Here is a 25,874-nt window from a genome sequence, read left to right as displayed (position 1 = left end):
CAGCCGCTCAGCTGCGCGAGCGGAGCATTCGAGCCAGGGCGCGGTCGAAGGCGTTGGCGAAGGCGCGCACTTCCCGCTCGCCCAGAGGTTTCGGTCCGCCGCCGTGCTCGCCGCTGGCGCGCAGGGTTTCCATGAAGTCACGCATGTTGAGTCTGCCGCGGATGTTCTCGGCGTCGAGGCTTTCGCCCCTAGGGGTCAGGACCACCGCCCCCTTGGCCAGCACCAGGTCGGCCAGCGGTATATCGGAAGTGATCAAGAGCTCGCCCGCCTCGATGCGCTCGTGGATCAGCGCGTCGGCGGCGTCGGCGCCGCTGGGCACGGTGATGGTGGCGACGAATGGGGAACGCGGGACCGGCAGCGCGTGGTTGGCGACCAGGCGCGTTTGGGTCTTGGTGCGCTCGGCGGCGCGCAGGATGATCTCGCGAATGCTCTTGGGGCAGGCATCGGCGTCGACCCAGACGACGGACATAGCGGCCTCGATCATTGAGGTAAATGAAATAGGGCATGCATGCTAACGGATTAGCTGATAGAATGCGCACTCCTCGCATGTGAAGACCCTTCCATCTCAGCTGATTCGCCCCCTCGTATTGGATTCACTGACTCAAATGTTGTGTCAGGAATCGCCACGGCGGCCCGTAGCTGCTCCGAATGCCTCCGAGGCTTCGGTGTATGCCGGGCGACGCCAAGCGCTCGGGGACGACTCCCGACGTGTGCCGACAGGCAACGATGGATGCTTCCGGGCCTCAGGCACCGGTTGCGTGATGGTCGCCACAGGTGTGTGTGTCGGCAGGGGACGCCGTGAGGCGCCGCTTCCCCCGACACCAGGTGCGACCCGTTCGCCGCGGTGGAATACCACCCCTGCGAAGACTCTCCGTATCGCCGTGAATGCCGCCCCGTCCGTTCGCGCCGCCTTATTGTGGCCAGGCGCGATGACGCGGATAGCACGGCTCACTTAAGGTGTGAAATGACTTCGATCTCCGACGTCTCTTCCAAGGTTCAGTCCGAAATTCAGCCCAGCACTCAGATCGAGAGCTTCAGCGAACTGGAGCTGCTCCCCGATCTGCTCAAGGCGCTCGATGGCCTTGGCTACGAAACCCCTTCGCCGATCCAGGCGCAGACCATCCCGCCGCTGCTCGAAGGTCGTGACCTGCTCGGTCAGGCTCAGACCGGCACCGGCAAGACCGCAGCGTTCGCGCTGCCGCTGCTGACCCGCATCGATGTCGCCAAGCGCCAGACCCAGGTGCTGGTGCTCGCGCCGACCCGCGAGCTCGCTCAGCAGGTCGCCGTCAACTTCGGCCGCTATGGCCAGCACATGGCTGGTCTCGAAGTCCTCACCATCACCGGTGGTCAGGAGTATCGCGACCAGCTGCGCGGCCTGCGCGGCGGTGCCCAAGTCGTGGTCGGCACCCCGGGCCGGGTGATCGATCACCTCGAGCGCGGCTCGCTGCACCTCGAAGGGCTGCAGGCGCTGGTCCTCGACGAAGCCGACGAAATGCTGCGGATGGGGTTCATCGACGACGTCGAGCGAGTGCTCAAGGACACGCCGAAGAGCGCTCAGCGAGTGTTCTTCTCCGCGACCCTGCCGCAAGAGATCGAGAAGATCGTCAATCGCTACCTGGTCGATCCGATCAAGGTACAGATCGAGGCCAAGGCGGTCACCACCACCATCTCCCAGCGCCTGTGCCGGGTAGAGGGGGGCGCTAAGCTCGAAGCGCTGTCGAGGATCCTCGAGGTCGAGGAAGTCGACGCGGCGATCGTTTTCGTTCGTACCCGTGCCGCTTGCACCAGTCTGGTCGAACAGCTCACCGCGCGCGGCGTCTCCGCCGCCGCGCTCTCCGGTGATCTCGATCAGAGCCTGCGCGAACGTACCGTGGCGAGGCTCAAGCGTGGCAAGGTCGATGTGCTGATCGCCACCGACGTGGCCGCCCGTGGTCTCGACGTGCCGCGGATCACCCACGTGATCAACTACGACCTGCCGCACGACACCGAAGCCTATGTCCACCGCATCGGTCGTACCGGTCGCGCGGGCCGTGCCGGTACTGCGATCACCTTCGTCGGCGGCCGCGAGATGCGCAAGATCCAGTGGCTCGAACGTGCCACCGGCCAGCGTATCGAACAGATGGAGCTGCCCGATGAGCAGGCACTGCGTGCCCATCGCGACCAGCTATTCATCGCCCGCGCCGAAGCGGCGCTCGCCGAGAGCGACGAACGCCAGCGTGCGCTGGTCGAATCGCTGGTCGAGCAGGGTCACGACCCGCTCGAGCTCGCCATCGTGTTCGCCCAGCTGGCGCGCGCCGACGAAGCGCCGATCCACGCGCTGCCGCGCGGCGACTCCCGCCGCGAGCGCACTCCGCGAGAGCGTGAGCGCGAGGGTGCTCGCGCACCGCGTCGCGGCCGGGAAGGTGGCATGTCCACCGCTCCTCGCGAAGGGATGACCCGCTACCGCGTTGCGGTCGGCCATCGTGATGGGGTGAAACCGGGGCAGTTGGTCGGTGCGCTGGCCAACGAAGGCGGTATCGAAGGCACCCGGATCGGTCGCATCGACATCCGCCAGTCGCACAGCATCGTCGAGCTGCCGGCAAGCCTGCCTGCCACCATCCTCGGCAAGATGGCCCGCGCCCGCGTCGCTGGGCGCCCGCTCGAGATCAGCGAGGATAGCAGTCGGCCCGAGCGTCGCCGCGACGAGCCGGAAGGTCGCCGCGTCGGCTGATCCCGCATCCCGCAGGGCCACGCGCCCCCGTCGCCTCCCGGCGGCGGGGGCGCGCTCTTTTCTGCTTTCCCCAAGTCATCAGCGGTTAGCTGTCATCCATCCTCCCGCGTTCTTCGCCTCGCAGGTGCTGTCATCGTCGCATTTATACCGTTTTCATGTAGTGATCACTGACCTGTTGCGATGAGCCGTGAAGCTTGGTGCGGACGCTGAGCCCGGGCGATGTTCCCATGTGGCATGGCTGGCTGAAGAATGCTTCGAAGGCCAGATGAGCAGGTAGAGCCCTACTTTTCGATGACGAGTGCTCAGCGGATGGCGCTTCGAGCCTCAGGTGTGTTCGATCAGCATGACGGCGGTGGTTCCTGCTTCGAGGGCCTCGAAGATATGCGCCTCGTCGGCCGAATAGCTCGCATAATGGCAGGATCCAGAAGGTATCGACCTCGCTGGTGGGTGTTCTTTCGTTCGTCTATCCGATCATCGCCATCCTGGTCGATGCGTGGGCATTCGGTCATTCGCTGGGCCCGGTGCAGATTGGCGGGGCGGTCGCGATTCACCGCGCACGAGCGCTAAGCTTGCTAAGATGAGCATCGATGGATCGACGCACCGGCGAGACCAGGGAGAGGGCATGCTGCATCAATGGACGCAGGAACCCAGCGAGGCGATCGCGCTGCAAAAGCGTCTCGCCGGCCGGGTGGAACGCCGGGATCGGATCGGTGAGGTACGCCTCGTGGCCGGCGTCGACGTTGGGTTCGAGCGTGACCCGGTCGAGCCCGAAAACATCCTTACCCGCGCGGCGGTAGTGGTGCTCGAGTACCCGACGTTGACGTTGGTCGAGCGGGTGCTCCATCGCGCCCCCACCACCATGCCCTATGTGCCGGGCCTGCTCTCCTTTCGTGAGCTGCCGGCGGTGCTCGAGGCGTTTGCACAGCTCGAGCGACGACCTGACCTGGTCATGGTCGATGGCCAGGGAATCGCTCATCCGCGCAGGCTCGGAATCGCCTCCCATCTGGGCCTTTGGCTCGACCTGCCCACCATCGGTGTGGGCAAAAGCCGGCTTTGCGGCCAACATGACGAGCCGCCTGCGCAGCGTGGCGCCTGGACCGAGCTCATCGACCGCGGCGAGGTCATCGGCGCGGTGCTGCGCTCTCGTGAAGGGGTCAAGCCGCTCTATGTGTCGATCGGTCATCGGCTGGGACTCGAAAGCTCATTAGGCTGGGTGGTCGCCTGTCTGACCCGCTACAAGCTGCCCGAGCCGACCCGGCAGGCCGACCGGCTGGCATCGCGGCGTACGCTCGCCGAGCGCGCGGGACAGCGTGCGCTCTCTCTCAACCCTAGCGATACGGAGCCAACGTGAGCGAACGACGGCTATTGATCGGAACCTATACCCATGGCTCCAGCCAGGGTATTCATCTCTATCGCTTCGACACCGATGGTGCGAAATGGCAGGCCGATGGAGTGATCGAGAGCGAAAGCCCTTCCTATCTGGTGGCGACTCGTGATGGTCGTTACCTCTATGCCGCCAACGAGATCGGCGCTGAGCGCCCCGGCGAGGTGAGCGCCTTGCGCTTCGATGCGGCCAGCGGAGAGTTCACGCTGCTCGGTCGGGTCTCGAGCCAGGGCGCCGATCCCTGCCATCTATTGCTTTCTCCCACCGAGCGCTATCTTTTCGTCGCCAACTATTCCGGGGGATCGCTTGCCGTGTTCGAGCGTCGCCAGGACGGCGGGCTTAACGATGCCGTGCAGGTATTCGGCTTCGGCGGTGGCAGTGGGGTGGACCCCGAGCGCCAGCAGGCGGCGCATCCACACTCCTGCGAGATCTCTCGTGACGGGCGTTTTCTCTACGCCTGCGACCTGGGCAACGACTGTCTCTACCGCTACCCCCTCGACGAACTTATCGAGCCCGGCGACAACGCACCGCTGGACCAGCGTGGCTTCGCCCGACTGCCTCTCGCGCCCGGCAGCGGGCCGAGGATGATGCGCTTCGGCGCCGACGGCCGCTTCGCCTATGTGATCGGCGAGCTCGACGGGGTGGTCGAAGTCTTCCGCTACGCCGAAGGCGAACTCGAGTCGCTGCAGCGGATATCGCTGGCCCCTCCCGTGCTCGACGATGAGGAGATCGTCCACGGCGCGGCGGAGCTGGCGCTGTCCCCCGATGGGCGCTTCCTCTACGCCTCCAACCGCGGCTCGCGCGATGAGATCGTGGTGTTCGCGATCGATGCCTCGAGTGGCCTGCTCACTTTCGTCGGCCACCAGGCGAGCGGGGGGCGTACGCCGCGCCACTTCAACTTCATCGAGGAGGGGGGCGGGCTGCTGGTCGGCAACCAGGACAGCGGCAGCGTGGTGCTGCTCGAGCGCTCGGTGGCCAGCGGCCGGCTCGCGGCGCCCAGTGCGAGCATCGCCGTCGACCAGCCGGCCTTCATCCTCAGCCTGCCGCTGCGCTGAAGATTGCGTCGCGTGTCGGTATCCGCCTGGTCCCGGGGCCTGAAAGCCATGCTGGAAATCCATGTCCGCCGATAGATCCTCCCCCGCGCCCACTGACCGCAGACCGAGGGTGGTGTCGCTGCCTGGCTTCGCCGCCTTCCTCGGCGCGCGCCTGGCCGCCGTGTTCTCGATGCAGATCCAGGCGGTGGTGGTCGCTTGGCAGGTCTACGACCTGACCCGTGATCCGCTCGCCCTGGCCTATGCCGGGCTCGCCCAGTTTCTGCCGATGGTCGTGCTGCTGTTGCCGGCGGGCGATTTGATCGACCGGTTCAACCGCAAGCGGATCCTGATCCTCAACTGGGCGCTGCAAGTGCTCTGCAGTGCGCTGCTTTGGTGGCTGTCGATCCAGCAGGCGCCGCCGCTTCTCGGTTTCTACGCGGTGCTGGTGCTGTTCGGCTGCTCGCGGGCCTTTGCCGGGCCGACCTTGCAAAGCCTGCTGCCGCAGATCGTACCGCGCGACCAGCTGGCACGCGCGATCGCGGTCAATGCCTCGATCATGAAGGTCGCAGTGATCGGTGGCCCGGTGCTCGGAGGATTGCTCTATGCCTTTGGGGGGGCTGCGGCCTACGCGGTCTGCTTCGGCTGCACCCTGGGTGCGATCGCGCTGCTCGCACGGGTGCCGGTTCGCCATGCCAGCGGTGCGAAGGCGCAGGAAGCGTCCGCTTGGGGACGCTTCGCCGCCGGACTGCGCTATATGCGCTCGCGGCCGATCATTCTCGGCGCGATCTCGCTCGATCTGTTCGCCGTGCTGCTCGGGGGTGTGGTTGCGCTGCTGCCGATCTACGCTCAAGAAGTGCTCGAGGTAGGTCCCGCCGGGCTGGGCGCCTTGCGCAGCGCCTCGGCGATCGGCGCCCTGGGCATGGGGCTGTACCTGGGGGCGCGATCGCTCGACCATCGGGTCGGACGGGTGATGTTCGCTGCGGTGGCGCTGTTCGGGCTCTGCAACTTGGTATTCGCGCTGTCGACGCTGTTCTGGCTCTCCTGGCTGGCGCTGCTGATCGCCGGTGCCGCCGATATGATCAGCGTCTATGTTCGTACCACCTTGATTCAGCTCGCGACCCCGGATGAAATGCGTGGCCGGGTCAACGCGGTGAACATGCTGTTCATCGGCTCGAGCAACGAGCTCGGCGAGTTCCGGGCAGGAATGAGCGCTGCCTGGCTGGGCGGGGTGAGCGCGGCGCTGCTCGGGGGCGTGACCACCTTGGCGGTGGTCGGGCTATGGATGTGGCGCTTCCCGGCGCTGCGCGAGGTCGATCGTTTCGAACAGGTGACCACGAACGATCGCAATGCAATAAAGTGAAGTCAGTGACCCACGATAGGCATGGACGAGGAGAAGCGTAAATGGAAAGCCAATCGGTGCACTACGCCGGCGGGCCGCGAGAGGCTGGTCGCGGTCGGCAGGTCGGAGAGTTCATCTTCACCGTCGTGCTGTGGCTTGTGATCGGGATATTGGTGCAGTGGCTGATGCCGGCGAGCGCGACCTTGCCGCTGGACGCCGCTGCCGGGGTGGTGGGTGGATCGTTTTGGAGTGCGCTGGGGCTGGTGGCGCTGTTCTTCACCGTGCTCGCTTTCATGCTTCGTGACTTGGCAGCCACCAATCCGCTCGCCAAGGCGTTGCGTCTCATCGCCACCCGGGTGCTTGCCACTACTTTCGATATCGGCCTGTTCGGCTTCGGCGGCTATCTCTTCTACGTGCTGCGCGATGCGTTCTCTAGTTCGGTCTTGCCGATCGAGCACGCCACGCTTTGGCAGCAGCTGTTCATCGGTAGCCTGCCGCTGTTCGTGATCATCCTGGTGGTGCTCGGTGCGCTGTTGTTCATCCTGCGCTGCACTGGGCTCAGTCTGCTCTCCATTCCTCGACTCGAATATCGTCCGCTGTGGCGGGTGGGTATCTACCTGCTGCTCTGCGTGCTGCTGGCACTGGTCGCTTGGCTTGCGATGTGAGCATTCTCTGGGGCGGCGGCCTTCGTCCGCCGCTTTTTCGGTCGTTCTTTGGTCGTAAACCGTCGCTCGCCCGCGTGCTCGTGGTTTACCTCGCTCGAGCAGCGGCGTAAATTCCCTCAGCTTGAATACAGTATGGGTCCTACGCATTTCTTGAGCAGGATCGATTCATCGGTGAGGGAACGTGCATGAAGAAAAGAGAGATTGGTTATTGCATCGCCACGCTCGGCGCTTGCGCGCTGGCGGGGCAGGCCCAGGCATACTCGGCGTTCGATCCTGCCTCCCCCTACATGTTCGGCGATTGGGGTGGTAATCGTACCGCGCTCGAGCAAGCCGGCATCTCGTTCGACTTCGACTACGTCGGCGAGGCAGCGAGCAACGTCGGTGGTGGGTACAACAGCTCGAACACCACCAAGTACGCCGACCAGTTCGCGGTCGGTGCACTGTTCGACCTCGACAAACTGGTAGGCATTCCCGACGCCGAGTTCCAGATCACTGTCACCAACCGCAATGGCCATAGCGTCAACGATCGGATCAACCATCCGGGTGCGTCGGTCGGTGGATCCTCGGTGCAGGAGGTCCAGGGGCGTGGACCGGTCACTCGTCTCACCCAGTTCTGGTATCGCCAGCGCTTCTTCGACGACGCTCTGGTACTCAAGCTCGGGCGCATTCCGGTCGGGGATGATTTCGCCACCATCGATAGCAATTTCCAGAACCTTGCTTTCGGCAGTGGCCAGCCCGGCAACTGGGGCAACCACATCTATAATTGGCCGATCGCCCAGTGGGCCGCAGTGGCGCGGGTCAATTTCACCGACCAGGTCTATGCCCAGGTCGGCGCATTCAACGTCAACGACAGCAACCTCGACAACGACAACGGCTTCGACCTGCGCACCAGCGGCACCGACGGCACGCTGTTTCCGATCGAAGTCGGCTATACCCCGCAGGTCAATGGGCTGCCGGGCGCCTACAAGCTTGGCTATTACTACAACAACGTCGACAGTGTGTCCTGGGGTGGCCGCGAGCAGAGCGTCAACGATACCAACTCAGGGCTCTACTACGTGGCCCAGCAGCAGGTCACCGCGCACGACGGCAACCCGGATCGCGGGCTTACCCTGTTCAGCATGGGCAACGTGAACCACGGCGACACCGCCGGGATCGATCGCTATCTCTCTGTCGGCGCGACCTACAAAGGGCCGTTCGACGCCCGTCCGCAGGATGATCTCGGGATCGGCGTGGCCTACCTGCACGTCAATGACGACGTCAACGAGTACGTACGCTACTACAACGACACCCAGCCTGGTCGAGTGACGCCGCTGCCGGAGCAGGGCCACGAGATCGATGTCGAGCTCTACTACGGTTTCCACCTGACCAATTACCTGACCATCCGGCCCAACCTGCAGTACGTGAAGAATCCCTCGGCGGTCGACTCGGTCGAGAATGCTTGGGTGGTGGGTACCATGGTCCAGGCGCATTTCTAACGCCTTGCTTCTCCGTCCTGAGCGCTTCATGCCAAACGATACGGGCCGCCCAGAGCCGGGCGGCCCGCGTCGTTTCATACTGCTGACAAAGTCTTTGAAGATGGCACGATACTTTGTAGCCGCCTCCAAGAGGGCGCTGGCCGGCAATCGATTGCACCGGGGTTTGCGACATGGATGTCGCAAAAGGCGCGCCCGGACAGGGACGTCCATGCGCGCCGACCCGAGGGCAAGCGATTGATCGGCCAGGGTTTCGCGCTCTTGTGGCGGCGCGTCCCCCTGAAGGGGGAGCGCGAGGGGTCCGCCCCTCGCATCTAAGCGAGCAAGAGGCGCGTTAGGACCCAAACGGTTCTCGACTCACCAGGATCGAGAGCGTCGCTGGGTCAAAAGGGGTTTGTCATTAATCTGAACGATACGGGCCGCCCAGAGCCGGGCGGCCCGTATCGTTTCGGCGCCGAATCGGCCGTCGTCGCTCAGATCACCTTCGAGTAGCGCAGGTTTCGTTCGGGGCTCAGATAGCGGTCGAACGCCATGCATACGCGTCTTACCAAACGTCGCCCGCGCTCCTCGACCGCAAGTCGGGTGCCGTCCCAGCTCACCAGGCCATCCTCGATCAGCGGCGAGAGCTGGTCGAGGGCCTCGGCGAAGTAGTCGACGAAACCTGCGCCTTGGAGCAGCGCTCGCTGGCTGGTCTCGAACTCGCCCACGTTCACGCCCAGGTTGCAGATCAACGCGCGGATCGCTGCCCCGCGGAGCAAGTCGTCGCGATCGAGGGCGATGCCACCCCACAGCGCGTGGCCATCGCGTTCGATCATCGTTCGGTAGGCCTTGAGCGACTTGTGGTTCTGGACGATGGCGTGGCCGACGGTGCTGATCGAGGAGCTCCCCAGGCCGAGCAGGTCGCAGTCGCCGAAGGTGGTGTAGCCCTGGAAGTTGCGATGCAGCCTCCCTTCGCGCTGGGCGATCGCCAGCTCGTCGCTGGGGCGGGCGAAGTGGTCCATGCCGATATGGCGATAGCCGGCTCGCTCGAGCGCGGCCCCGGTATCGGTGAGCATCTCGAGCCGCGCGGCGGCGTCGGGGAGGCTCTCGGCGGAGAACAGCCGCTGGGCTGGAAAGCGCGAGGGCAGGTGGGCATAGCCGAACACGCTCAGCCGATCGGGAGCGAGCGCGATCACCCGGGCGACGGTATTGGCGAAGCCCTCGCGACGCTGCATCGGCAGGCCGTAGATCAGGTCCAGATTGATCGAATCGAAGGCCAGTGCGCGGGCCCGATCGATCAGCGCCTCGATCAGCGCCTCATCCTGGACGCGGTTGATCGTGCGCTGGACCAGCGGGTCGAAGTCCTGGACGCCGATGCTGATCCGATTGAAACCCTGCGCGCGCAGCGCTTCCAGCCGCTCGACGGCGAAACCGCGTGGATCGATCTCGATCGAGCGCTCGGCGCCGGCGGCGAAGTCGAAGCGCTCGCGCAGCAGCGCCATCAGCCGGGCGACCTGGCGATCGTCGAGATAGGTCGGCGTGCCGCCGCCCCAGTGCAGCTGGACCACTTGCCGCCCGGCGAACTGTAGCGCCCGGGTGGTGACCTCGCGCTCGATCAGATCCAGATAGCGATCCGCGCGAGTTGGATCGTGGCTGATCAGTTTGTTGCAGCCGCAGTAGTAGCAGAGCTTGCGACAGAACGGCAGGTGGACGTAGAGCGAGAGCGGGCGCGAAGGGTGGCGCCGCGCCTCGCTGGCCAGCAGCGGTTCACCATGCTCGGCGGTGAAGTTGAGCGCGGTCGGGTATGAGGTGTAGCGCGGGCCGGGACTGTCGTACTTGGCGATCAGTGCGGCTTCCGATGGGGCGTTGGACGACTGCATCTCGATGCTCCTTGCCATTGTCGCCGCGCGCATCGCGCGCGGCACCGACTCAAAGCCGCAGCTCCCGGTACAGCGCGCTGAGGCGGCTATCCGGGTCGAGCATCAGCGCACGCGGTGCACCGGCTTCGATGATCCTGCCCTGATCGACGATCACGCAGCGGTCGAAGGCATCGAGATCCTGCAGGCGATGGGTGATCGCGATCAGCGAGCGATTCCGGCAGCAGGCATGGACGTGCGCCATCACCTGCGCCTGGGTGACCCGGTCGAGCCCTTCGGTGGGTTCGTCGAGCAGTACGATCGGTGCCTTGCTCAGTAGCGCTCGGGCGAGACCGAAACGGCGCAGCTGGCCACCCGACAGCGAGCTTCCGCCCTCGTCGGGCCAGCTGTCGAGGCCCTCCGGCTGGTCGCGCAGCCAGCCGCCGAGGCCGAGCGCCTCGAGCATCTCGACCAAGGCCCTGTCGTCAATGTCCCGGGCACCGAGGCGCAGATTGTCGCGATAGGTGGCGCTGAAAATCTGCACTTCCTGAGGAGCGACGGCGAAGCGTTTGCGCAGGCTCGCTTCGCTCAGCGAGGCGAGCGGTACGCCGCCGATCCGCAGGCTGCCCGCATCGGGGTCGATGAACCGGGTGAGCAGGTTGAAAAGCGTGGTCTTGCCGCCGCCGGAAGGGCCGATCAGGGCGAGGTGCTCGCCAACGGCGAGTTCCAGGTCCACGCCCCGGAGGACAGGGTGGCCGTCGTAGGCGAGCTCGACGCCGCGCAGGCTGAGGCGCTGGTCGCTGGGTTCGGCGAGATCATGGTCGGGAAAATCTATCGTCGGTACCGATTCGCTCAGCTGGTTGAGCCGGCGGGCGGCGCGGTTGACCTTGCCGAGCTCTTGCCAAGCCTGTGGCAGCATCATCAGCGCTTCGAAGGCGGCGAGTACGCCGAGGCCGATCAGTGCTACCAGGCTTGCATTCAGACCGTAGTGAATCGACCACCAGGCCGCCAGCGCCAGGGCGCCGGTGACGCTCACGCCCAGCAGCAGCTGCGAGAGCAGCTGCGCGTCCCCCCAGCGGCGGGCAAGGGTCAGCTGCTCGTCGTCCCTTTCGCGCTGGCGGCTTAACAGCTCGTCGCGCTCGGCTCCCCAGCGGCCATAGAGACTCAGCTCGGCGAAGGTCTCCAGGCGCTCGAGCAAGCGTGCCCTGAGATTCGTGTCGAGGCGCTGCCAGCGGTCGGCGTGGCGGCTGCCACGTCGCCAGGCGAGCCAGGGGCCGAGCAGTGCCGAGATCGACAGGGCGACGGCGACGAACAGACCGATCATCGGCGCGAAAACGCCGACCAGTACCGCGCAGCCGACGATCGCCAGCGCCGCTACCAGCGAAGGCACCAGGACGCGGACGTAGAGGGCATCGAGGGCGTCGACGTCGGCGGTCAGCCGGGTGCTCAGCTCGCTGCTGCCGATGCGCTGCAGGGCGGCCGGGGAGAGCGGTTCGATCGCCAGGTACACCTTGCGGCGCAGCCGCGACAGCAGCCGCAGGGTGCCTTCATGGGTGGCGACCCGCTCACCGTAGCGTCCGAGGGTGCGGGTGGTGGCGAACAGTCGCACGCCTGCCGAAGGCAGCATGTAGTTGAAGACGGTGGCGGTAGCCACGCTCAGGCCGGCGAAGGCCGAAGCACTGAGGAACCAGCCCGAGAGCGCGATCAGCCCGATGCTCGAGGCGACCGCGACCAGGTTGAGCGCAAGCCCAGTGGCGAGCAGCAGCAGGTGGGGGCGCATCTCGGCGAGATAGGGGGCGAGTTCGGCCAGCGTGCCGCGAGTGGGGGACGGGCGCGATTCAGACATGCTGGAGCCCTCTTGGCTGCGCTAGGTAGGCGAGCGGGCCGTCCGGCGCGCTGAGGGTGGCGAAATCGGCGCACGCCGAGGCGCGGCCGTTCTCGAGCACCAGGATACGGTCGGCGAGGCGCAGCAGCTCCAGCCGGTGGGTGAGCATCACCAGCGTGCGTCCTCGCCGCAGACGGTCGAGCGCGTCGATCACCAGCTCTTCGCTTTCGACGTCGAGGCTCGCGGTCGGCTCGTCGAGCAGGGTGAGCGGCGCATCGCGCAGGAACGCGCGGGCCAGCGCGATGCGCCGCGCCTGGCCGCCGGAGACCGGCTGGCCACCTTCGCCGATCGCGGTATCGAGTCCCCAGGGCAGCGCCCGTGCCCAGGGCTCGAGCTGGGCCTGCTCGAGGGCCGCCCAGAGCGCGGCGTCGTCCACCTCGCGGTTCGCGGCCAGGCGCAGATTGTCGGCGAGGCTGCCCTTGATCAGTGCCGGGCGCTGACCCACCCAGCCAAGACCCCGCTGCCACTCCTCGCGGGCGAGGTCGGCGAGTGGCTCGCCGGCATCGCTCGCAAGGCTTCCCGACTCGATCGGAAGAAAGCCGAGCAGCACGTTGAGCAGGGTGCTCTTGCCGGCCCCGCTGGGCCCGATCACCGCGAGCGTCTCGCCGGGACGGAGTTCGAGATCGAGGCCATCGAGCGCCGGGCGCTGCTGGCCGGGATAGCGTGCCACTACCTGGTGCAGACGCAGGCCAAGGCGCTCGGGCGGGCGCCAGCCGCGGGCGGGCGGATTCTCGCCGTCGGCGGCGTCCCGGGCGAGCAGCGAAATCAGGTCCTCGGCCGCGGCCTCGGCCTCGGCCTTGGCGTGATAGTGGGTGCCGAGGTCGCGTAGCGGCTGGTAGTACTCGGGTGCGAGCACCAGGATGAACAGCCCGATGAACAGGCTCAGGCCATGATCCCAGGTACCGAAGCTGAAGTGGCCGAGGTAGCTGAAGCCGATGTAGATCGCCAGCAGCGCGATCGATACCGAGGCGAAGAATTCGAGCGCGGTGGAGGAGAGGAAGGCGAGCCGCAGCACCTTCATCGTGCGGCGACGGAAGTCCTCCGAGACCCGCTCGACGCTGGCCGCCTGGGCGCGGCCGATGCCGAAGAGCTTGAGCGTCGGCAGCCCGCGCACAGTGTCGAGGAAATGGCGGCCGAGCCGATTCATTTCACGGAACTGAGCCTCCTGCAGGCTCTTCGCTCCCCAGCCGATCATCGCCATGTTCAGCGGGATCATCGGACCGGTGATCAGCAGGATCATGCCGGCCGCCCAGTTGAGCGGGAACACCGCGACCAGGATGATCAGAGGAATCAGCGCACAGAGCATCATCTGTGGGCGGTAGTCTGCGTAGTAGCCGTGCAGCGCGTCGACCTGGTCCCAGATCCGGTTGCCCAGCGTCGCGCTGTGCTGGCGTCGTGCCCACAGCGGGCCGCGCTCGCCCAGGCGCTGGAGCAGTTCGGCGCGGATCGACTGGCGTACCAGGATGCCTGCTCGGGTGCCGGCCAGGGTCTTCAACCGCGCGCAGAGGCCGCGGGCGATGAAAGCGCAGGGCAGCACCAGCAGCGGCACCAGCAGCGTGGAGAAGTCGGCCGCGTCGATCACCATTCGCTGGGCGATGGTGGCGATCGCCCAGGCCTGGACCAGCAGCAGCAGCGTGGACAAGGCTCCCGCCAGGATCGCCACGCGGGGCCAGTAGCCCGAGCGAGCAGCATTGGCCCGCAGCCATTGTGCCGGCGTGGGGGAGGCGGAAGAGGGCGAGCCGATGGGCGCGGCGGGTGAACTCGGGTTAACGGAGGCCATGGGTACTCCAATGCGTCGCCGACATGGTAGGCGATCACGGTGATGTAGAGCAGGCGACCAACTGTCGCACGCTCACCCTGGTGGGACGTTTTTCAGTCAGCCCGTTGGACCAAGGTGACTGACGCCAAGCTTGACGAATGACGTCGAAGCTGTATTCGCGAAGACGGATGCCGTTGTCCACACTTTCTGTGGATAACCTTGTGAAAAAGCTGTCCTGGAAGCCCGCTAATCGCCGAAAGACAAGGGCTGAAGACAGATTGTCTGTTTTTTGACCACGTATAACATATTGATTTTTAAGAATATATTCCCAGGGAATGGGGTCGTGCTGCTGCCGCGTCGATGCGTGAGGAAAAAAACAGTAACAGTGAAGACGCGGTGGAAAAGTCAAGGGTCCGTTAATCCGCTCAGGGCGAAAAATGACCATCGCAAGGCGACGACTAGGCGGGAAATGGCGTCCCGTAAGGGGTTCGAACCCTTGTTACCGCCGTGAAAGGGCGGTGTCCTGGACCACTAGACGAACGGGACGTAATGGATGGTGGAGCCTATCGGGATCGAACCGATGACCTCAACGCTGCCAGCGTTGCGCTCTCCCAGCTGAGCTAAGGCCCCAGAGTCGAACTAACTATCGACCGAGAAAGGAGTTTCGAACGAGAGTCGCTCGAGAACGGGGCGCATGATACGCAGCACCCCGCGGCTCGTCAACCCCTCAGGGGGTGATCGAGCGATACTCCTTCTCCAACGCTTTGGCCCGCTTCTTCGACACCCCTCCCAGCACCTCGATCGCGTTGCGCAGCCGCGCCCGGGTCAGATCGGAGCCGATGATCGCCATCGCATCGAGCACCGAGGTGGAGGTGAGGCTGCCGGTTATGGCGACGAACACCGGCGCGAGGAACACCTTCATTTTCAGCTCGAAGTGCTCGGCAAGCGTCCTGGCCTGGGCCATTAGCGCATCCTTGCTCCACTCATCGAGCGTTTCTAGCCGCCAGGCCAAGAACTGCAGCAGTGCGACCTGGCGCTCCTGGTCGATCGCGATCGCCTGGAAGTCGTCCGCCTCGAGCTTGGGCACCCCGGAGAAGAAATGGCCGGCGAGGGGGATGACCTCCGAGAGCGTCTGCACCCGGGGGCGGACTTCGGGAAGTAGCTTGGCGATGTAGTCATCGTTGAACGCCCACTCGCGCATGGCCTGGATGAACTGCTCGTCGCTCAGATCCTCGCGCAGGTAGACGCCGTTCAACCAGGTCAGCTTGTCGAGATCGAACACCGGGCCGCCCAGCGAGACGCGCTGGATGTCGAAATGGGCCTGCATCTGTTCGAGGCTGAACTTCTCGCGCTCGTCCGGCATCGACCAGCCCATCCTGCCGAGGTAGTTGAGCAGCGCCTGGGGGAGATAGCCCATCTTGCGGTAGTAGTTGATCGACGTCGGATTCTTGCGCTTCGACAGCTTGGTCTTGTCCGGATTGCGCAGCAGCGGCAGGTGGCAGAGCACCGGCATTTCCCATCCGAAGTACTGGTAGAGCAGCTTGTGCTTGGAGGCGGAGTTGATCCACTCTTCGCCGCGCAGCACGTGGGTGATGCCCATCAGGTGGTCATCGACCACATTGGCGAGGTGATAGGTCGGCATGCCGTCCGACTTCATCAGGATCTGGGCGTCGACCTGGGTCCAATCGAGCTCGATCGGCCCACGCAGCAGGTCCTCGACCACGCAGACCCCTTCGCTCGGCACCTTCATCCGCACCACGTAGGGCTCGCCCCTCGCCTCGCGGCGGGCGACTTCGTCGCTGGGCAGGGCGAGATCGTCCTGCTTCAGGGCGCTGAAGTTGCCTTCGGCGCGGCGCGCCTCACGCAGTGCTTCCAGTTCTTCAGTGGTGCGGTAGCACTTGAAGGCGTGGCCTGCGTTGAGCAGGCGCTGGACGTGCTCGACGTAGATGTCGCCGCGCTCGCTCTGGCGGTAAGGCGCGTGCGGTCCGCCGACGTCGGGTCCTTCGCTCCACTCGATGCCGAGCCAGTGCAGAGAATCGAAGATCACCTGTTCGGAGGCACGGGTCGAACGGGTCTGGTCGGTGTCCTCGATGCGCAGGATGAATTCGCCCCCGTGCTGCTTGGCGAAGCAGAGATTGAACAGCGCCACGTAGGCGGTGCCGACGTGGGGGTCGCCGGTGGGAGAGGGGGCGATGCGGGTGCGTACGGTCATTGCAGGGTGCGCCTTGTCTTACGGTGACGGTATCGGCGGGGGTGCCGCGGTAACGGCGAATAGTATATCGCTTTGCGGCGGTATGTCTGGAGGGAAGTCTGGGCGCCGGCGTGGTTCGCCGGCGCTCTGCACTCAGCGCCCGTGCGGCGCCGGTGAAGGGGTCAGTCCTGTTTCGCCGGGTAGTGGCGCAGCTCGGGACCGGTGTAGAGCTGGCGGGGACGGCCGATCTTGGTGCCGTTGGCGATCATCTCGTTCCAGTGCGAAACCCAGCCGATGGTGCGGGCCATGGCGAAGATCACCGTGAACATGTTGGTCGGGATGCCGATCGCGCGGAGGATGATCCCGGAGTAGAAATCGACGTTGGGATAGAGCTTGCGCTCGACGAAGTATTCGTCTTCCAGGGCGATCTGCTCGAGCCGCTTGGCGATCTTGAGCTGCGGATCGTCGCCGAGGCCGAGCTCGCTGAGCACCTCGTCGCAGGTCTCCTTCATCACCTTGGCGCGTGGGTCGAAGTTGCGATAGACGCGGTGGCCGAAGCCCATCAGCCGGAACGGATCGTCTTTGTCCTTGGCGCGGTCGACGAAGCGCTGGATGTTCTCCTCGGAGTCGTCGCCGATCTCCTCGAGCATGGTCAGCACCGCTTCGTTGGCGCCGCCGTGGGCGGGGCCCCAGAGCGCGGCGATCCCGGCGCTGATGCAGGCGAACGGGTTGGCGCCAGTGGAGCCGACCAGGCGCACCGTCGAGGTGGAGGCGTTCTGTTCATGATCGGCATGGAGCATGAATATCCGGTCCATCGCCTTGGCGAAGATCGGGTTCGGCACGTACTCCTCGCACGGCGTGCTGAACATCATGTAAAGGAAGTTCTCGGCGAAGCTCAGGTCGTTGCGTGGATAGACGAACGGTTGGCCGATGCAGTACTTGTGGCACATCGCCGCCAGCGTCGGCATCTTGGCGATCAGCCGATGCGCGGAGATCTGCCGGTCGCGCTCCGCGGTGATGTCCAGGCTGTCGTGGTAGAAGGCGGCGAGGGCGCCTACGGTGCCGCACATCACCGCCATCGGGTGGGCGTCGCGGCGAAAGCCTTTGAAGAAATTCACCAACTGTTCGTGGACCATGGTGTGGTAACGAATCGTCTTGGAGAATTCATCGTACTCCTGCGGGCTCGGCAGATGGCCGTTGAGCAGCAGGAAACTGAGTTCCAGGTAGTTGGAATGCTGGGCCAGCTCCTCGATCGGATAGCCGCGGTGCAGCAGCACCCCTTTCTGGCCGTCGATGTAAGTGATCTCTGAATTGCAGGAGGCGGTAGAGACGAAGCCCGGGTCGTAGGTGAAGTAGCCGGAGCCGCCCAGAGCGCGCACATCGATGACGTCCGGGCCCAGGGTGCCGGAGTAGATCGGCAGTTCGATGGACTCGTCCGAGCCATCGATGGTCAAGCGTGCCTTCTTGTCAGCCATTCAAGGCCTCCTCTTTGCGGATGCTAGGTCCTTGTTAGGGAGTGTCTTCCATGCCGGTGCCGGGGAGCGTCGCGTCGATGCTGCGCGCTGACCGTGCCCGGATCATCTCGCCGCTGGCAGCGCAGCCGGTTCGATCGTGCCACTCCACATCGATCGATCATCGCCTGGTGACGCAAGTCTAGCGCCCGGCCGGCCGCCTCGCTCGCAAGGCTTCGAACGCGTATGCGTCGTTGCGCAGGCGTCGTGTTCCACCTCGCCGCTTTCGGGGCCGGAAGGCGGCTCGGGCGGTGGCGCGGTCGGCATCACGGGCGTAGGATGCGCATGGCGAATACGGCGTCGCGTACACGGAGTGTTGTCAAGCTCCGCGGTAGTGTGCGCGAAAGTGCGTCAATTTGTCATCTTGCTTTCTCGGGACTATAATTTTTGCCCGTTAAATCAAGACAAAGGAGCCGTGCCAGGTTCCCTATTTCACTGGCGTTCAGCGTTTGTTGGCGAAGCTAGGCGCAGCGATACGGGGGCGTTGGATGCGGATTCCGTAAAAGGCTTTCCAAAACCAACCCCGGCGTCGCAGTCATGCGCAGGTCGGGTCGAGAGAGTGAAAGAAAACCGTGACTACCCAAAAGCCGCTACAGACTGCAAAGCGTCCGGTCAACCTGGACTTGAGTACGATAAAGCAGCCGCTCCCCGCCCTCGTTTCGATCTCCCACCGCATCACCGGCGTCATGCTGTTCGTTGGGCTCGTCTTCGCGCTCTGGGCCTTCGATGCATCGCTCTCCTCCGAGCGCGGCTTCGAGGCGGTGCGTGATGCCCTGGCGCACAACTTCTTCGCCAAGCTGGTCGCCTGGGGTCTGCTCTCCGCGCTGTCGCTGCACTTCGTCGCCGGCATCCGCCACATGGCGATGGACCTGCACTTCGCCGACGACCGCGAGGGCGGCATCCGCACCTCGAAGATCGTGATCATCGCGAGTGCCGTGCTGATCCTGCTCGCGGGGGTATGGGTATGGTAACCAACGTCACCAACCTCGGGCGCAGCGGCCTCTCCGACTGGCTGGTCCAGCGCGCCTCCGCAGTGATCCTGGCGCTCTACACCGTCTTCATCGTTGGCTACCTGTTGCTCCATCCCCAGCTTGACTACCTCACCTGGTCTGGGCTTTTCGAGCGTACCTCGATGCGCGTCTTCACCCTGCTCGCATTGCTCTCCATCGCGGCTCACGCCTGGATCGGCCTGTGGACGGTGGTCACCGACTACATCAAGTGGACCAATCTGCGCCTGGCGCTCCAGGCGTTCGTGATCCTGGCGCTTTTCGTCTTCGTGGTGTGGTCCGTACAAGTTCTCTGGGGAGCCTGATTCGATGGCACAAATGCGTAGCATGAATTTCGACGCGATCATCATCGGTGGCGGCGGAGCGGGCCTTCGTGCGGCCCTTGAACTGGCCAAGTCGGGCAAGAATACAGCGGTACTGTCCAAGGTCTTTCCCACCCGTTCCCACACCGTGTCCGCCCAGGGCGGGATCACCTGTGCGATCGCCAGCGCCGACCCGAACGATGACTGGCGCTGGCACATGTACGATACCGTCAAGGGCTCCGACTACATCGGCGACCAGGACGCGATCGAGTACATGTGCCAGGAGGGGCCGAAGGCGGTGTTCGAGCTCGAGCACATGGGCCTGCCGTTCTCGCGCTTCGACAACGGTCGCATCTACCAGCGCCCGTTCGGCGGGCAGTCGAAGGACTTCGGCAAGGGCGGCCAGGCGGCTCGCACCTGCGCGGCGGCCGACCGTACCGGCCATGCGCTGCTGCACACCCTGTACCAGAACAACCTGAAGAACCACACCGTGTTCCTCGACGAGTGGTACGCGGTGGATCTGGTCAAGAATGCCAAGAACGACGTGGTCGGCGTGATCGCGATCTGCATCGAGACCGGCGAGACCGTGATGATCAAGTCCAAGGCCACGGTGCTGGCGACCGGTGGCGCGGGCCGTATCTACGCCTCCACCACCAACGCGCTGATCAATACCGGCGACGGCATCGGCATGGCGCTGCGCGCGGGCTTTCCGGTCCAGGACATCGAGATGTGGCAGTTCCACCCGACCGGTATCCATGGTGCCGGGGTGCTGGTCACGGAAGGCTGTCGTGGTGAGGGCGGCTACCTGATCAACAAAGACGGCGAGCGCTTCATGGAGCGCTATGCGCCGAACGCCAAGGACCTTGCCGGTCGGGACGTGGTCGCTCGCTCGATGGTGCTCGAAGTGCTCGAAGGGCGCGGCTGCGGTCCGAATGGCGACCACGTGCTGCTCAAGCTCGACCACCTCGGCGAGGACGTGCTGATGAAGCGCCTGCCCGGTATCGTCGAGCTGTCCAAGACCTTCGCTCACGTCGACCCGGTCAAGGAGCCCGTTCCGGTCACGCCGACCTGCCACTACATGATGGGCGGCATCCCGACCAACGTTCACGGCCAGGCGCTGACCGTGGATGCGGACGGCAACGACCGGGTGATCAACGGGCTGTTCGCCTGCGGCGAAGCCGCCTGCGTATCGGTCCACGGCGCCAACCGCCTGGGTGGCAACTCGCTGCTCGACCTGGTGGTGTTCGGCCGCGCGGCGGGGATGTACATCGAGAACGCGCTCAACGACGGGGTCGAAGCCCTCGAGCCGAGCGATTCCGACGTCGAGACTTCGATGAAGCGGCTGAGCCGCTGGAACGAGTCGAGCGGCGGTGAGTCGGTCGCCGAGCTCAAGCGCGAGCTGCAGACCATCATGCAGAACAACTTCGGCGTGTTTCGCAAGGAAGAGACCATGCAGCAGGGCGTCCAGGCGCTCGCCGAGCTGCGCGGGCGCATCGCCGAGGCGCATCTCAGCGACAAGTCCGAGGTGTTCAACACCGCGCGCGTCGAAGCGCTCGAGCTGGACAACCTGTTCGAGGTCGCCGAAGCCACCGCGATCGCCGCGCTCAACCGCCGCGAGAGCCGTGGCGCGCACTCCCGCGAAGACTATCCCGATCGCGACGATGAGAACTGGCTGAAGCATTCGGTCTACTTCCCGACCGAGAAGAGACTCGGTCAGCGCGAGGTCAACTTCGCGCCGAAGACGGTCGAACGTTTCGAGCCCAAGATCCGGACCTACTGAGGGGGAGGCGAGTCAGATGTCAATGCTCAACGTATCGGTTTATCGCTACAACCCGGAAACGGACGACAAACCCTACATGCAGGACTTCCAGGTCGATACCCACGGGCGCGACCTGATGGTGCTCAACGTCATCCAGCTGATCCAGGAGCAGGACCCGAGCCTCGCGTTCCGGCGCAGCTGCCGCGAAGGCGTGTGCGGCTCCGACGGGCTGAACATGAACGGCAAGAATGGGCTGACCTGCGTGACCGCGGTCTCCGAAGTGACCAAGAACGGCAAGCTCACGCTGCGGCCGCTGCCCGGCCTGCCGGTGATTCGCGACCTGGTGGTCGACATGGCGCTGTTCTACCACCAGTACGAGCGGATCCAGCCCTATCTGCAGACCACTGGTCCAGCGCCTGCGATCGAGCGGCTGCAGTCACCGGAGGAGCGCGACAAGCTCGATGGGCTCTACGAGTGCATCCTCTGTGCCTGCTGCTCGACCTCGTGCCCCTCGTTCTGGTGGAACCCGGACAAGTTCGTCGGTCCCGCCGGGCTGCTGCAGGCCTATCGCTTCCTCGCCGATAGCCGCGACGACGCGACCAGTGAGCGTCTCGCCGGTCTCGACGATCCGTTCAGCGTGTTCCGCTGCCGTGGGATCATGAACTGCGTCAACGTATGTCCGAAGGGGCTCAATCCCACCCGGGCGATCGGCAAGATCCGCGAGATGTTGATGAGCAACGCCACTTAAGTCGCAGCGTGACCTTTGGTACCATGGGGGTCGTTGGCGAGTGCGACAATTTGCCGCAGCGAGGTGTCGAGCGGATCGACACCCGACTGCGGCAAAGCGGCATATGGCGAGTTCCGTTTTCGCCCGTCAGGATAAAGGGCAATTGCCGGTTCGCTCGTAGTGAAACGCACTGGCATCGGCGCGTGATACGGATCACACCCCGTGGCTGGCACGATGCTAGGCTGTTCGAGAGAGGCGTCGCAGCGGCCTGCCCGCCGTGACGCGGATCCACCCCTCAAAATGTAGGGTGATGAGATATGCAAGAAGGCACAATGGATTTGATGTGGCGCACCTCCCACATGAGTGGGGGCAACGTTCACTACGTCGAGGAGCTCTACGAGCAGTATCTCGCCGACCCCGCCTCGATCCCCGCCGAATGGCGCGAGTATTTCGATTCCCTTCCCAGCTACGAGGGCAGCCCGGCCCAAGACGTCCCCCTCGCTCCGGTACGAAATCAGTTCGAGCAGCTCGGCCGCCAGGGTCAGCGCGTGATCGCCGCGGGCAGCGAGAGCGACGAAGGCAAGCAGCAGGTGCGGGTGCTCCAGCTGATCAACGCCTACCGCTTCCGCGGCCACCAGCGCGCCGACATCGACCCGCTCGGCCTTCGGGTGCCGGAGTCGGTGCCCGATCTCGATCTCTCCTTCCACCAGCTGTCGAAAGCGGACATGGACACCGAGTTCCAGACCGGCTCGCTGTTCATCGGCAAGGACAAGGCCAAGCTCTCGGAGATCGTCGAGGCGCTCGAGCAGACCTACTGCCGCTCGATCGGCTGCGAGTTCATGCACATCGTCAACACCGAGGAGAAACGCTGGCTGCAGCAGCGCTTCGAGTCGGTGCGCGGCAAGCCGAACTACTCCGCCGACGTGCGCCTGCACATCCTCGAGCGGCTCTCGGCCGCCGAGGGGCTGGAGAACTATCTGGCGAGCAAGTACCCGGGCACCAAGCGCTTCGGCCTCGAGGGCGGCGAGTCGTTCATTCCCATGCTCGACGAGATGATCCAGCGTGTCGGTGGCTACGGCACCAAGGAAGTGGTGATCGGCATGGCCCACCGCGGCCGCCTCAACCTGCTGGTCAACATCCTCGGCAAGAGCCCCTCCGAGCTGATCGACGAGTTCGACGGCAAGAAGATGATCGAGCGCGGCTCGGGCGACGTGAAGTACCACCAGGGCTTCAGCTCCAACGTGATGACCCCGGGGGGCGAGATCCACCTCGCGCTCGCCTTCAACCCCTCGCACCTCGAGATCGTCTCGCCGGTGGTGGAGGGATCGGTGCGCGCCCGCCAGGAGCGGCGCGGTGACCTGAGCGGCGACCAGGTGCTGCCGATCGCGGTGCATGGCGACGCCGCCTTTGCCGGCCAGGGCGTGGTGATGGAAACCTTCCAGATGTCGCAGACGCGGGCGTTCAAGACCGGCGGCACCGTGCACATCGTGATCAACAACCAGGTCGGCTTCACCACCTCGCGCCCCGACGATGCACGCTCCACCGAGTACTGCACCGACATCGCCAAGATGGTCCAGGCGCCGATCTTCCACGTCAACGGCGACGACCCGGAGGCGGTGCAGCACGTCACCCAGGTGGCGATCGACTATCGCCAGCAGTTCCACAAGGACGTAGTGATCGACCTGATCTGCTACCGCCGTCGTGGACACAACGAAGCGGATGAGCCTTCCGGCACCCAGCCGCTGATGTATGCCGAGATCAAGAAGCACAAGACCACCCGCGAGCTCTATGCCGCCCGGCTGATCGACGACGGGGTGATCTCCGAAGCCGACGCGCAGGGGCTGATCGACGACTATCGAGGCCACCTGGACAGCGGCAGCCATGTGGTCAACTCACTGGTCCAGCAGCCGAATCCATCGCTGTTCGTCGACTGGAAGCCCTATCTGGGCCACGAGTGGTCGGGCGACTACGACACCTCGTTCGATGCCAAGCGCCTGGGTGAACTGGCCACTGCGATGTGCCTGATTCCCGAGCGCATCAGCACCCAGCGCCAGGTCGCCAAGATCTACGACGACCGGCGCAAGATGATCACCGGGCAGGCGCCGATCAACTGGGGCTTCGCCGAGACGCTGGCGTACGCCACGCTGATCGACCAGGGCCATCCGGTCAGGATCACCGGCCAGGACAGCGGCCGCGGCACCTTCTCCCACCGCCACGCGGTGATCCATAGCCAGACCGATGGCAGCACCTGGATTCCGCTGCAGCACCTCAAGGAAGGCCAGCCCAGCTTCGAGATCTACGACTCCTTCCTGTCGGAGGAGGCGGTGCTGGCATTCGAGTACGGCTACGCCACCACCACGCCCAATGCGCTGATCGCCTGGGAGGCGCAGTTCGGCGACTTCGCCAACGGCGCCCAGGTGGTGATCGACCAGTTCATCTCCTCCGGCGAGACCAAGTGGGGACGTCTTTGCGGTCTGACCCTGCTGCTGCCGCATGGCTACGAGGGCCAAGGGCCGGAGCACTCCTCCGCACGCCCCGAGCGCTTCCTGCAGATGTGCGCTGAGCAGAACATGCAGGTGGTGATGCCGACCACCCCGGCGCAGATGTTCCACCTGCTGCGCCGCCAGGTGGTGCGCCCGCTGCGCAAGCCGCTGGTGGTGATGCAGCCGAAGAGCCTGCTGCGCCACAAGGATGCGACCTCGACCATGGAGGAGCTCGCGACCGGGCGCTTCCAGCAGGTCATCGAGGACCAAGGGGAGCGCGATCCCTCCGCGGTCAAGCACGTGATCCTCTGCTCCGGCAAGGTCTACTACGACCTTGCCACCTATCGCGAGGAGCAGGGGCGCGACGACGTGGCGATCATCCGCATCGAGCAGCTCTATCCTTTCCCGGAGGAGAGCCTGGCTGCGGCCTTGGCGCCCTTCGAGCAGCTGGAGTCGGTCTGCTGGTGCCAGGAAGAGCCGCGCAACCAAGGTGCCTGGTACTCGACCCAGAGCGATCTGAGAAGCGTCGTCGAGGCCCACCGGCCCGGCCTGGGCGCGCGGCTCGGCTACTCCGGACGGGCCGCTTCAGCGGCTCCGGCGGCGGGATACATGGCGGTTCACGTCGAGCAGCAGAAGTCGCTGGTCGAGAACGCCTTCAAGGCGTGAAGCACTGGCGCAAGGCGGGCGGCAGCATGACCGCACCGCCTTGCGCCGGTGGACGGCGCCTTCGCATCGCGGCACCGTCACGTGTCATGGGTGGCACCCCACAGGCCGGCTATCGAGAGAAGAGATACTTAAGGAACCTACATGGCAACCGATATCAAAGCGCCCAGCTTTCCCGAGTCCGTGGCCGAGGGCACCGTGGCCGCGTGGCACAAGCAGCCGGGCGATGCGGTCAAGCGCGATGAACTGATCGTCGAGATCGAAACCGACAAAGTGGTACTCGAAGTCGTCGCGCCGAGCGATGGCGTACTCAGCGAGATCAAGGTCAACGAAGGCGAAACCTGCGATTCGGAACAGGTGCTCGGCGTGCTCGGGGAGGCCGGTGCGCAGCTCGAGAGCAGTGCACCGCCGGCGCCCGTTACCGAGACCGCTACCGAAGAGCCGCAGCAGCGGCCGGTCGACGCCCCCGCGGCGAGCGGCAAGGTGCATGAGGTTAAGGCACCCTCGTTCCCTGAGTCGGTCGCCGAGGGCACCGTCTCCACCTGGCACAAGAAGCCGGGAGAGCCGGTCAAGCGTGACGAGCTGCTGGTCGATATCGAAACCGACAAGGTAGTGCTCGAGGTCGTCGCTCCCGCCGACGGCACGCTCAGCGAGATCAAGGTCGAGGAGGGCGCCCAGGTCGCCTCGGAAGAGGTGCTGGCACTGTTCTCAGAAGGCGGGGCGGCAGCGGCTCCCGCCCAGGCCGCCGGCGACGAGCCGGCCGCGGCCGAGGAAGACGAGGCCCAGCAGGTCGGCAGCAAGTGGCTCTCGCCGGCCGCGCGCAAGCTGGCCGCCGAGCACGATCTCGACATCGAGAAGCTCCACGGCAGCGGCAAGAGCGGCGTGGTACTGAAGCAGGACGTGCTCGCCGCGGTGGAATCCGGCTCGGCGAAGAAGGGGGCTGCGCCTGTGGCGGCCAAGCCCGCGGCGGCGCCTGCCGCGCCGGTGTTCGAGGGCGCACGTCCGGAGCAGCGCGTGCCGATGAGCCGGCTGCGCCAGACCATCGCCAAGCGCCTGGTCCAGGCGCAGCAGACCGCGGCGATGCTGACCACCTACAACGAGGTGGACATGAGCGCGGTGATGGCGCTGCGCGCGCAGTACCGCGACGT

Annotated in this window: 18 protein-coding genes and 2 tRNA genes; 12 read left to right on the top strand and 8 right to left on the bottom strand. The window is 65.2% G+C overall.

The features are described 5' to 3' along the window. Positions 1 to 7: 7 nt before the first annotated feature. Positions 8 to 469 carry a YaiI/YqxD family protein gene (locus Q376_RS0108565; RefSeq protein ID WP_027349972.1) on the bottom strand — a complete coding sequence of 154 codons (462 nt, stop codon included), beginning with the start codon at positions 467 to 469 and terminating at the stop codon, positions 8 to 10. A gap of 495 nt (positions 470 to 964) precedes the next feature. On the opposite strand from Q376_RS0108565, the gene Q376_RS0108560 reads away from it, so the two are divergent. The 6 genes from Q376_RS0108560 (at position 965) to Q376_RS0108535 (ending at position 8,607) form a co-directional block, all read left to right on the top strand. Further along, positions 965 to 2,710 carry a DEAD/DEAH box helicase gene (locus Q376_RS0108560; protein ID WP_081803457.1) on the top strand — a complete coding sequence of 582 codons (1,746 nt, stop codon included), beginning with the start codon at positions 965 to 967 and terminating at the stop codon, positions 2,708 to 2,710. Positions 2,711 to 3,332: 622 nt separating this feature from the next. Further along, complete coding sequence (gene nfi, locus Q376_RS0108555) at positions 3,333 to 4,061, top strand: deoxyribonuclease V (RefSeq protein ID WP_027349970.1); 729 nt, start codon at positions 3,333 to 3,335, stop codon at positions 4,059 to 4,061. Then, the gene (locus tag Q376_RS21935) at positions 4,058 to 5,149 is read left to right on the top strand and encodes a lactonase family protein (RefSeq protein ID WP_052365082.1); all 1,092 of its coding nucleotides are present in this window, start codon (positions 4,058 to 4,060) and stop codon (positions 5,147 to 5,149) included. Before nfi ends, Q376_RS21935 begins: the two co-directional genes overlap by 4 nt. A 61-nt stretch (positions 5,150 to 5,210) precedes the next feature. Next, entirely contained in the window at positions 5,211 to 6,488 is a 1,278-nt protein-coding gene (locus Q376_RS0108545; protein ID WP_027349969.1) for an MFS transporter, read from the top strand. A gap of 41 nt (positions 6,489 to 6,529) precedes the next feature. Further along, the gene (locus tag Q376_RS0108540) at positions 6,530 to 7,132 is read left to right on the top strand and encodes a hypothetical protein (protein ID WP_027349968.1); all 603 of its coding nucleotides are present in this window, start codon (positions 6,530 to 6,532) and stop codon (positions 7,130 to 7,132) included. 185 nt (positions 7,133 to 7,317) lie between these two features. Then, positions 7,318 to 8,607, top strand: coding sequence for a carbohydrate porin (locus Q376_RS0108535; protein WP_027349967.1), 1,290 nt, complete (start codon positions 7,318 to 7,320; stop codon positions 8,605 to 8,607). A gap of 470 nt (positions 8,608 to 9,077) precedes the next feature. Here the strand turns inward: Q376_RS0108535 and hemN are convergent, their stop codons facing one another. From hemN to gltA, 7 genes are all read right to left on the bottom strand, one after another. Continuing rightward, positions 9,078 to 10,463: an oxygen-independent coproporphyrinogen III oxidase gene (gene hemN, locus Q376_RS0108525; protein ID WP_027349966.1), complete on the bottom strand. Its 1,386-nt coding sequence runs from the start codon at positions 10,461 to 10,463 to the stop codon at positions 9,078 to 9,080. Between the two features lie 49 nt (positions 10,464 to 10,512). Next, positions 10,513 to 12,285, bottom strand: coding sequence for a thiol reductant ABC exporter subunit CydC (gene cydC, locus Q376_RS21930; RefSeq protein ID WP_052365081.1), 1,773 nt, complete (start codon positions 12,283 to 12,285; stop codon positions 10,513 to 10,515). After that, the gene (gene cydD / locus Q376_RS21925) at positions 12,278 to 14,104 is read right to left on the bottom strand and encodes a thiol reductant ABC exporter subunit CydD (RefSeq protein ID WP_081803456.1); all 1,827 of its coding nucleotides are present in this window, start codon (positions 14,102 to 14,104) and stop codon (positions 12,278 to 12,280) included. The genes cydC and cydD overlap by 8 nt, the downstream gene beginning before the upstream one ends. 449 nt (positions 14,105 to 14,553) lie before the next feature. After that, positions 14,554 to 14,629, bottom strand: a tRNA-Glu gene (locus Q376_RS0108510). Between the two features lie 8 nt (positions 14,630 to 14,637). Beyond that, positions 14,638 to 14,713: transfer RNA gene (locus tag Q376_RS0108505), tRNA-Ala, on the bottom strand. Positions 14,714 to 14,810: 97 nt separating this feature from the next. After that, entirely contained in the window at positions 14,811 to 16,295 is a 1,485-nt protein-coding gene (gene gltX, locus Q376_RS0108500) for a glutamate--tRNA ligase (protein WP_027349965.1), read from the bottom strand. A 161-nt stretch (positions 16,296 to 16,456) separates the two neighbouring features. Further along, positions 16,457 to 17,749, bottom strand: coding sequence for a citrate synthase (gltA, locus tag Q376_RS0108495; protein ID WP_027349964.1), 1,293 nt, complete (start codon positions 17,747 to 17,749; stop codon positions 16,457 to 16,459). A gap of 608 nt (positions 17,750 to 18,357) precedes the next feature. Between gltA and sdhC the strand changes: the two genes are divergently transcribed. The 6 genes from sdhC to Q376_RS0108460 form a co-directional block, all read left to right on the top strand. Then, a complete protein-coding gene (sdhC, locus tag Q376_RS0108485) occupies positions 18,358 to 18,756 on the top strand; it encodes a succinate dehydrogenase, cytochrome b556 subunit (RefSeq protein ID WP_027349963.1) in 399 nt (132 codons plus the stop codon). Further along, positions 18,750 to 19,097 carry a succinate dehydrogenase, hydrophobic membrane anchor protein gene (sdhD, locus tag Q376_RS0108480; protein ID WP_027349962.1) on the top strand — a complete coding sequence of 116 codons (348 nt, stop codon included), beginning with the start codon at positions 18,750 to 18,752 and terminating at the stop codon, positions 19,095 to 19,097. Before sdhC ends, sdhD begins: the two co-directional genes overlap by 7 nt. A gap of 4 nt (positions 19,098 to 19,101) precedes the next feature. Next, entirely contained in the window at positions 19,102 to 20,874 is a 1,773-nt protein-coding gene (sdhA, locus tag Q376_RS0108475) for a succinate dehydrogenase flavoprotein subunit (protein ID WP_027349961.1), read from the top strand. Positions 20,875 to 20,890: 16 nt separating this feature from the next. Next, a complete protein-coding gene (locus Q376_RS0108470; RefSeq protein WP_027349960.1) occupies positions 20,891 to 21,601 on the top strand; it encodes a succinate dehydrogenase iron-sulfur subunit in 711 nt (236 codons plus the stop codon). Positions 21,602 to 21,897: 296 nt separating this feature from the next. Next, entirely contained in the window at positions 21,898 to 24,729 is a 2,832-nt protein-coding gene (locus tag Q376_RS0108465) for a 2-oxoglutarate dehydrogenase E1 component (RefSeq protein WP_043446937.1), read from the top strand. Positions 24,730 to 24,870: 141 nt separating this feature from the next. Beyond that, positions 24,871 to 25,874: biotin/lipoyl-containing protein (locus Q376_RS0108460; protein WP_027349958.1), on the top strand; the 1,004-nt coding region annotated here is incomplete at its 3' end.

Origin of the sequence: Halotalea alkalilenta DSM 17697 (assembly GCF_000621205.1) — a bacterium.
Classification (GTDB): domain Bacteria; phylum Pseudomonadota; class Gammaproteobacteria; order Pseudomonadales; family Halomonadaceae; genus Halotalea; species Halotalea alkalilenta.
This window is presented reverse-complemented; position numbering and strand designations above follow the sequence as displayed.

Bases quoted from the DNA above. Each gene is read 5' to 3' on its own strand.
- Q376_RS0108565 (WP_027349972.1), bottom strand. From the start codon at position 469: ATGTCCGTCGTCTGGGTCGACGCCGATGCCTGCCCCAAGAGCATTCGC.
- Q376_RS0108560 (WP_081803457.1), top strand. From the start codon at position 965: ATGACTTCGATCTCCGACGTCTCTTCCAAGGTTCAGTCCGAAATTCAG.
- nfi (WP_027349970.1), top strand. From the start codon at position 3,333: ATGCTGCATCAATGGACGCAGGAACCCAGCGAGGCGATCGCGCTGCAA.
- Q376_RS0108545 (WP_027349969.1), top strand. From the start codon at position 5,211: ATGTCCGCCGATAGATCCTCCCCCGCGCCCACTGACCGCAGACCGAGG.
- Q376_RS0108540 (WP_027349968.1), top strand. From the start codon at position 6,530: ATGGAAAGCCAATCGGTGCACTACGCCGGCGGGCCGCGAGAGGCTGGT.
- Q376_RS0108535 (WP_027349967.1), top strand. From the start codon at position 7,318: ATGAAGAAAAGAGAGATTGGTTATTGCATCGCCACGCTCGGCGCTTGC.
- hemN (WP_027349966.1), bottom strand. From the start codon at position 10,463: ATGCAGTCGTCCAACGCCCCATCGGAAGCCGCACTGATCGCCAAGTAC.
- cydC (WP_052365081.1), bottom strand. From the start codon at position 12,285: ATGTCTGAATCGCGCCCGTCCCCCACTCGCGGCACGCTGGCCGAACTC.
- cydD (WP_081803456.1), bottom strand. From the start codon at position 14,104: ATGGCCTCCGTTAACCCGAGTTCACCCGCCGCGCCCATCGGCTCGCCC.
- gltX (WP_027349965.1), bottom strand. From the start codon at position 16,295: ATGACCGTACGCACCCGCATCGCCCCCTCTCCCACCGGCGACCCCCAC.
- gltA (WP_027349964.1), bottom strand. From the start codon at position 17,749: ATGGCTGACAAGAAGGCACGCTTGACCATCGATGGCTCGGACGAGTCC.
- sdhD (WP_027349962.1), top strand. From the start codon at position 18,750: ATGGTAACCAACGTCACCAACCTCGGGCGCAGCGGCCTCTCCGACTGG.
- sdhA (WP_027349961.1), top strand. From the start codon at position 19,102: ATGGCACAAATGCGTAGCATGAATTTCGACGCGATCATCATCGGTGGC.
- Q376_RS0108470 (WP_027349960.1), top strand. From the start codon at position 20,891: ATGTCAATGCTCAACGTATCGGTTTATCGCTACAACCCGGAAACGGAC.
- Q376_RS0108465 (WP_043446937.1), top strand. From the start codon at position 21,898: ATGCAAGAAGGCACAATGGATTTGATGTGGCGCACCTCCCACATGAGT.